Source organism: Luteibacter sp. (assembly GCF_036500425.1).
Classification (GTDB): Bacteria; Pseudomonadota; Gammaproteobacteria; order Xanthomonadales; family Rhodanobacteraceae; genus Luteibacter.
The window spans coordinates 1-7481 of the sequence record NZ_DASYCB010000057.1; the positions used below are offsets into that span (position 1 = coordinate 1).

Genomic DNA, 7481 nt, shown 5'->3' on the forward strand with positions numbered 1-7481 from the left:
CTTGCGCGCGATCGCGCGCAAGCGCGCTCCTACAGGGAGAAGAGCTTGTTCCAGCCTTCGACGCCCAGCTTGTCCAGCGTTTCCATGTTCGCCTCGAAAATCTTCGAAGCGTCCGGGAATGCGGCTACCGCCTTGTCAATGCTGGCCTCGCGCAGGAGGTGCAGCGTCGGGAACGGCGAGCGGTTGGTGTAGTTGGTGATGTCGTCGGGGGCGGTGCCCTCGAACTGGAAATCCGGATGGAAGCTGGCCACCTGGATATCGCCTTCGAGCGCCAGGTCGGCGACGGTATCGTCGGCCACCTCCAGGAACTCGTTGAAATCCATGAAATCGGCCAGCACGCCGGGGTGGATCAGCAGGGTCGTGTCGACCTGCTCCGGGTTCGTGTCACGCAGCAGTTCGAGTTCGCGGACCAGATCCTCGTGCAGTTGCAGGGGCTGGGTGGCATCGCTTACGACGTAGCGCACCTGGCCCTTCTTGTGGACGGCTTTGGCGAAGGGGCACAGATTGAGGCCAATCACGGCGCGTTCGAGCCACGTTCGCGTCGCGTCGATCGCTTCCTCGTGCGAGGGTAAGATTTCCATGGGGGGTTCCTGGAGGTTCAGGGCGAGAGCCATTCGGCGAGCTCCCGCTCACTGAACGCGCCCATCTTGCGGCGCAGGATACGCCCATCGCTGCCGACCAGGACGCTGTAGGGCAGGACCTGGCGGGTATTGCCGAAGGAGAGCGAGCCGCCAGGGGCGTCGCTGCCACCTATCACGATCGGATAATCCACCGGGTGCGCCACGAGGTGGGCGCGCACCGCCGGCGCCGTATCTTCCGCCACGCCCAGCACGACGACGTCTCGCCCGGCGTATTGCCGTGCAGTGGCGCTCAACAGCGGCATCTCGCGCTGGCAGGGGCCACACCACGTGGCCCAGAAGTTGATGAGCACCTTGTGCCCGCGCCAGTCAGAGAGGCGGCGCGGTTTGCCATCGACGCTAAGCCAGGCGGTTTCCGGCGCCATGTCGCCCACCACCGAAATACTGACACCATCCACCTCGGTCGGATGCTCACGCCGGTGCTCGAGCCACAAGCCAAGCGCCGCCGCGGCCACGGCGAGCGCTACGAACCAGAATGTAGGGCCGCGCTTCATTGGCCCGACGCGGTGTCCAGAGCCTGCTTGACCGTGTCCTGGGTGAGTACCGTGGAAAGCTTCCGGCCCTCGCCACCGCCCTTCGGGTAGACGACGTAAAGGGGAACGCCTACCGAATGCCACTGCTCCAGGAAGGCGGCGATCGTGGTGTTCACGTCGGTCCAGTCGCCCTTCATGTAGACGGTGCCGGTGCGATTGAGCAGGTCACGGAAGGCATCCGTATCGAGCACGGCACGTTCGTTGGCCTTGCAGGTGATGCACCAGTCAGCGGTCATATCGACCAGCACCGGGGTACCGGCCGCGCGCAGTTCGGCCAGCTTCGCCGGCGAGTAGGGCACCGAGCCGTCGGACGCTACCTGGGTCGTCGAGGGTGCGGGCAGGCCGTGTACCGTCCACAGGGCGGCCACAGCGCCGACGGCCAGCACGGCCGAAAACACCCAGGAGAAACGTGCACCGCGAGCACGGCCATACCACCACAGCGCCATGGCCAGCAGCACGCCACCCGCCAGGACCAGTGCCGCGGCATCGGCGCCGCGCTGCTTCGCCAGTACCCACAACAGCCACACGGCGGTCAGGTACATCGGGAAGGCCAGCGCCTGCTTCAGGGTCTCCATCCAGCGACCCGGGCGCGGGAGCATGCGGGCCACGGCGGGCACGAAGCCCATCAGCAGGAACGGAAGCGCCAGGCCCAGGCCCAGGGCCACGAAGATCAGGAAGGCCACGTACAGCGGCGCGGCAAACGCGAACGCGATGGCCGAACCCATGAACGGAGCCGTGCACGGACTGGCGACGACGACGGCGAGCACGCCGGTGAAAAAATCACCGGTGGCGCCGGAGCGCGACGCAAGGCCACTACCCACGTTGCCCAGCGAGCCGCCCACTTCGAACACACCCGACATGGACAGGCCGATGCCGAGCATGACGTAGACCAGTACGCCGACGATCACCGGCTGCTGGAACTGGGCGCCCCATTGCAGGCCATGCCCCGCCGCACGGATGCCGACCACGATAAGGCCGAGCAGGGCGAACGAGAGCATGACGCCGGCGGTGTACCAGAGCGCGTGCTTGCGTGCCGCGGCCGGACTCTCGCCGCTTTCCAGCACCGTAATCGCCTTCAGCGACAGCACGGGCAGCACGCACGGCATCAGGTTGAGGATCAGCCCACCGAGCAGGGCCAGCCCGATCGCGGCGATGAAGCCGACCTTCTCGGTCCCACCCGGCATCAGGTTTGCCGGCGGCGGCGTCGGCGCGACCTCGGCTGGCGCGGCTGCGGGCGTCGCCGAAGCCTCGGTGGCGGCGTTGCCCACCGTGACCGCGCCAGAGGCCAGGTCAGCACTCAGGTGGCGGGTCATCACCGGGTAGCAGATGCCGTTCTCCAGGCAGCCCTGGTAGGCGATATCCAGTTCGACTTTGCCGGAGGGATCAGCGCCATTGAGCGGCACCGGTACCTCCACCTGGTCAAAGTAGACGATGGTGTCACCGAAGTGCTCGTCGTGATGCGCGATGCCGCTGGGCCAGTCCGGCTCACCCGCGGTGACCCCGGCCGGCGAAACGACCTTGATCTCGGTCTTGTCGCGGTAGAGGTAGTAGTCCTTCGGCATGGTCCAGCGCAGGAGCAGGCTCTTGCCGTCCTTTGCCAGGGCTTCGAAACGGAAGGCCTGGTCGGCCGGCAGGGCCTGTGCATCGGTGCCGGGCGTCGCAGCGGGCGCGCCCAACAGGGCCGCGCCGTTGCCCTTGGTCGCCGGGGCGGCTGGCGGGGTATCGGTCGGGATCGTGGACGCGCCGCCAATCGCGAGCTTCAGGTGCTCGGTGTTCGGCGGGTAGCAGATCTTGGGCTCCACCTCGTGGCAGCCCTGGTACTGCACATCCAGGGCGAGCACCTTGTTCGCGGCGTCGGCCAGCGTATAGGGCACGCTCGCCTCGATATCGCCGTGGTAGATCTCCACGTCGCCAAGGTATTCGTCGTGCTTCTTGATGCCATCGGGCAGGGTGGGTTCACCCAGTTTCACGGCGTTGGCATCGGCCGCCTTGATCTTGATCCGGCCGCGGTAGAGGTAATAGTCCGGCGCAATCCGCCAGTGCAGCTTCACCATGCCTGGCTGGCTGGCATCCGTGGTCAGGTGGAAGGCCTGGGTGACCGGCAGCAGGTTGTCATCGTCCTGCGCCAGGGCGGGCAGGGCGAACAGGCTCAGGCTGGCCAGGACGGCCAGGTTCCGCAGCAGGCGGGCGAACGACAGCATGGTGGCTCCATGGATCGGTGCGGCGACGAACCGCAAGGGCGTCGATGATTATGACCGGGTGAGTGCGGATTAGCTTGCATTGGCGTTGCCAGGCCCCGGATCGGGATTTTTTGTACCGGGTGACCTTGAACCGTTTCGTAGTGGCGCCATCTCTCGCCCATCCAAAGCTCTTCCGAACAAGGGCCTGCTTTGGCTAGAATTCTGGCACTCACCCCGGCCAAGTGCTAACGGGGTGGCCATTTTCTCTTTAATTACAACCACCTGCTTTGGAGTTACTCATGAGCAAGCTGCGCCCGCTGCACGATCGCGTCATCGTCAAGCGCCTGGAAGAGGAGCGCGTCTCCGCCGGCGGTATCGTTATCCCGGACAGCGCCACCGAGAAGCCCACCCGCGGCAAGGTCATCGCTGCCGGCAATGGCCGCATCCAGGAAGACGGCAAGGTCCGTCCGATGTCGGTGAAGGAAGGTGACACCGTTCTGTTCGGCAAGTACGCCGGCCAGGAAATCAAGATCGACGGCGAAGAGCTGGTCTTCCTGAAGGAAGACGACATCGTGGCGGTCATCGAAGGCTGAGCTTCGCTCGCCTCGTGACGGTAACCACTTTCTCCTATTCGAATACCAAGGATTTATCCCATGGCATCTAAAGAAGTCCGCTTCGGCGAAGACGTCCGCGCCCGCATGCTGAAGGGTGTCAACACCCTCGCCAATGCCGTCAAGGTCACCCTGGGCCCGAAGGGCCGCAATGTCGTGCTCGAGAAGAGCTTCGGCACCCCGACCGTCACGAAGGACGGTGTCTCGGTCGCCAAGGAAATCGAACTGGCCGACAAGTACGAGAACATCGGCGCCCAGATCGTGAAGGAAGCCGCCTCGAAGACCTCCGACGTGGCCGGTGACGGCACCACGACGGCTACCGTCCTCGCCCAGGCGTTCATCCAGGAAGGCCTCAAGGCGGTTGCCGCCGGCATCAACCCGATGGATCTCAAGCGCGGTATCGACCAGGCCGTCGTGGCCGCGGTTGCCGAGCTGAAGGCGCTGTCCAAGCCCACCGCTGACGACAAGGCTATCGCCCAGGTCGGCACCATCTCGGCCAACTCCGATGCCAACATCGGTGACATCATCGCCACCGCGATGAAGAAGGTCGGCAAGGAAGGCGTCATCACGGTTGAAGAAGGCTCGGGTCTCGACAACGAGCTCGATGTCGTCGAAGGCATGCAGTTCGATCGCGGCTACCTGTCGCCGTACTTCATCAACAACCAGCAGTCGCAGCAGGTTGAACTGGACGACCCGTTCATCCTCATCCACGACAAGAAGATCTCGAACGTCCGCGAGCTGCTCCCGGTGCTCGAGGCTGTCGCGAAGGCTGGCAAGCCGCTGCTGATCGTGGCTGAAGAAGTGGAAGGCGAAGCCCTCGCCACCCTCGTCGTCAACACCATCCGTGGCATCGTCAAGGTCGCCGCCGTCAAGGCGCCGGGCTTCGGTGATCGTCGCAAGGCCATCCTGGAAGATATCGCTACGCTGACCAACGGCGTCGTCATCTCCGAGGAAGTGGGCCTGGCGCTCGATAAGGCCACCATCACCGATCTCGGCCGCGCCAAGCGCGTCGTCATCACCAAGGAAAACACCACCATCATCGATGGTGCCGGCGAAGGCGAGAAGATCCAGTCGCGCATCGGCCAGATCAAGGCGCAGATCGAAGAGACCTCTTCGGACTACGACCGCGAGAAGCTGCAGGAGCGCGTGGCCAAGCTTGCTGGCGGTGTTGCCGTCATCAAGGTCGGCGCCGCTACCGAAGTCGAGATGAAGGAAAAGAAGGCCCGCGTCGAAGACGCCCTGCACGCTACGCGCGCAGCCGTCGAAGAAGGCGTGGTCCCGGGCGGCGGTGTTGCCCTGATCCGCGCGCTCAAGGCGCTGGAAGGCCTGAAGGGTGCCAACCCGGACCAGGACCTCGGCATCGCCATCACCCGTCGCACGCTGGAATCCCCGCTGCGCGCCATCGTCACGAACGCCGGCGAAGAAGCGTCGGTCATCGTGAACAAGGTGAAGGAAAACAGCGGTAACTTTGGTTACAACGCTGCCACCGGTGAGTTCGGCGACATGATTGCCTTCGGCATCCTGGACCCGACCAAGGTCACCCGTTCGGCCCTGCAGTACGCTGCCTCGGTCGCCGGTTCGATCATCACCACCGAAGCGGCCGTGACCGAAGTGCCGAAGAAGGACGACGGCGGCGGCCACGGTGCCCCGGGTGGTATGGGCGGTATGGGTGGCATGGACTTCTAAGTCCTGCTTCTTCAGCTGTTGCTACAAAGAAAGGCCCCGCGAAAGCGGGGCTTTTTTTGTGCTTGCGTCGTTGCCGCAACACCCATCGCGCGCAAGCGCGCTCCTACAGAAGAGTTGCAAGGCCTCGTGTAGGAGCGCGCTTGCGCGCGACATCATTTCGCCGTGAGCACATCTTCTCTATCAATACGAAAGGGTGGCAGACGTCGCGGTGGTGCTCAGCCCGTAATTGCACTGCGGATCGATACCTGAGGTATCGCTGCCCTGCCACGGCGGGTTCGATACACGCTTGTTGCTTCGGTCATACACCTGGATATTGCTGAAGGTGATCGGGCCGCCCGGGTACTGGTTGCAAGACGCCACACTGTAGACCTCGAGTACGCCACCGAAGACCCAGGTAAGGTCGGCATACGGATTGGTCGTCAACGTGCTGGTCTGCCCGGTGGTCGTGTTCTTCGAATCGATCTTCCACGTCGAGCACGCTTGCCCAGCGGTGCACGTGGCATAGGTGTCGCCCACCACTTTGTCACCAGCCTTCGCCGCGATGGGGTCGCTGTGGAACGTCGTGCCGTCGACGCAGCAGTTCCAGCTGGCGAGCGTCCAGGCCTTGTCACCATAGCCGTTCCAGCCGAGTACGGGCTGGAGGATGGACTGCACGTTAGGCAGTTGCTCCAGGCCAGGGAAAAAATAGATCACCTGGTTACTTTTCGCCGACGGTGCTGATGGCACGGTCCAGCTTGCGACGATGCGCCCTATGGGTGTGCTACTGGTGTAGTTCGCCGCTTGCACCCATCCGCTCTGCTCCGGCGGCGGTGTGTTCGTCAGCGAGCGGTGTCCGTTCGGTTCGACGCGCTCACCCTGTAGCGAGAAGTTTGCTTTTCCGCAGGTGGGCGCCTTTTCTGCGACGCCCGAGGCGCGGCGGATCATGCCATTCGCCTGCAACTCGTCACCTTGGTGCACGGTGGCGACGCAATCGGGTGAAAAATAGCCATTGGGGGTGACTACGTAGTCATCGGGTACGCCCGCAGGCTTTGCCTGTGCGGGGAGTGCGCTGACGCGCGTGAGCTGCAAGGTCGGTGCGGTGTTGTTGGTAGGCGCATCGGCGGCGCTTGCCGCCAGTGCGAAGAAGAACATGGACGCGATGATGCCCGCGCACGCCACGCTCTTGCCGAGTGAAGCGAACCTCTTCATGCGTATGACTCCTGCCTGTGGGATAGAGTCCATGAAGCACCAGCCGGCCCCGGCTGGCACACGCCCCCGTTCCGCCGCTCGCCATGCGAGTGGAAGAACGGAGGCTAGTGAGAGTGGCGGCCGGGAACTGTGACCTGCGTTGCGTTAGCGGCAATGTTGCCGGGTGTGCGTTACTGACCTGCGCCTGCCGCAGCCTCTTCTTCCGCGTGGCCTTGCTGGCGCGCAAGCATCGTCGCATCAGGTGCTGCGAATTGCGCGACGAACGGATCCAGCTTGCGGATGTACGGCACGGTTTGCGCCAGCATGTCCTTGCCACTGGTAAAACCCAGTTTGGCGTAAGTATCGGTCAGTGCCGGGAGGTGGTCGCCGTAGAACAACAGAAGGGTGGGGCGCTCGCGCTGCTTGAGCAGATCGGCCAGGCGGCCGAGTTCCGCGTCAGCGTGGCGCATGTGATAGATGTAGTTGCGCAGCTTCAGCTTGTCGTCGTCGTTGATGCCTTCAGGTACGGGGATGGCATCGCGTTCGGCCGTGTCCTCGATGTACGACTTGTCGTACGGGCCGTGCGCTTCCATGCTGATCGCAAAGACGAAGCGCGGCGGGCCATCACTCTTCAGCTGCGCCATGATCTGGTCGGTCATCGCGCTA

7 protein-coding genes are annotated in these 7481 nt (G+C 64.0%); 2 read left to right on the forward strand and 5 right to left on the reverse strand.

Translation table 11 applies throughout. The features are described from left to right. Positions 1 to 29: 29 nt before the first annotated feature. Genes VGN46_RS14555 through VGN46_RS14565 form a run of 3 tightly spaced genes read right to left on the reverse strand, consistent with a single transcriptional unit; the run spans position 30 to position 3372 of the window. Positions 30 to 581 carry a DUF1415 domain-containing protein gene (locus VGN46_RS14555; protein WP_331644440.1) on the reverse strand — a complete coding sequence of 184 codons (552 nt, stop codon included), beginning with the start codon at positions 579 to 581 and terminating at the stop codon, positions 30 to 32. 17 nt (positions 582 to 598) lie between these two features. Beyond that, a complete protein-coding gene (locus VGN46_RS14560) occupies positions 599 to 1132 on the reverse strand; it encodes a TlpA disulfide reductase family protein (RefSeq protein WP_331644441.1) in 534 nt (177 codons plus the stop codon). Next, positions 1129 to 3372, reverse strand: a complete 2244-nt coding sequence (locus tag VGN46_RS14565) for a protein-disulfide reductase DsbD (RefSeq protein WP_331644442.1) — start codon at positions 3370 to 3372, stop codon at positions 1129 to 1131. Before VGN46_RS14565 ends, VGN46_RS14560 begins: the two co-directional genes overlap by 4 nt. Positions 3373 to 3650: 278 nt before the next feature. Between VGN46_RS14565 and groES the strand changes: the two genes are divergently transcribed. Both groES and groL read left to right on the forward strand, forming a co-directional pair. Then, complete coding sequence (groES, locus tag VGN46_RS14570; protein WP_139979471.1) at positions 3651 to 3944, forward strand: co-chaperone GroES; 294 nt, start codon at positions 3651 to 3653, stop codon at positions 3942 to 3944. A gap of 60 nt (positions 3945 to 4004) precedes the next feature. After that, positions 4005 to 5648 (forward strand): chaperonin GroEL, encoded by a 1644-nt coding sequence (groL, locus tag VGN46_RS14575; RefSeq protein WP_331644443.1) that lies wholly within the window; start codon positions 4005 to 4007, stop codon positions 5646 to 5648. 180 nt (positions 5649 to 5828) lie between these two features. Here the strand turns inward: groL and VGN46_RS14580 are convergent, their stop codons facing one another. Together VGN46_RS14580 and VGN46_RS14585 are read right to left on the reverse strand one after the other, a co-directional pair. Continuing rightward, positions 5829 to 6836, reverse strand: coding sequence for a hypothetical protein (locus VGN46_RS14580; protein WP_331644444.1), 1008 nt, complete (start codon positions 6834 to 6836; stop codon positions 5829 to 5831). A 170-nt stretch (positions 6837 to 7006) separates the two neighbouring features. Beyond that, a partial coding sequence (locus tag VGN46_RS14585; RefSeq protein WP_331644445.1) for a sulfatase-like hydrolase/transferase occupies positions 7007 to 7481 on the reverse strand: 475 nt, incomplete at its 5' end.

Coding starts and splice junctions, on each gene's coding strand:
- VGN46_RS14560 (WP_331644441.1), bottom strand. CDS start 1,132: ATGAAGCGCGGCCCTACATTCTGGTTCGTAGCGCTCGCCGTGGCCGCG.
- VGN46_RS14565 (WP_331644442.1), bottom strand. CDS start 3,372: ATGCTGTCGTTCGCCCGCCTGCTGCGGAACCTGGCCGTCCTGGCCAGC.
- groL (WP_331644443.1), top strand. CDS start 4,005: ATGGCATCTAAAGAAGTCCGCTTCGGCGAAGACGTCCGCGCCCGCATG.
- groES (WP_139979471.1), top strand. CDS start 3,651: ATGAGCAAGCTGCGCCCGCTGCACGATCGCGTCATCGTCAAGCGCCTG.
- VGN46_RS14580 (WP_331644444.1), bottom strand. CDS start 6,836: ATGAAGAGGTTCGCTTCACTCGGCAAGAGCGTGGCGTGCGCGGGCATC.
- VGN46_RS14555 (WP_331644440.1), bottom strand. CDS start 581: ATGGAAATCTTACCCTCGCACGAGGAAGCGATCGACGCGACGCGAACG.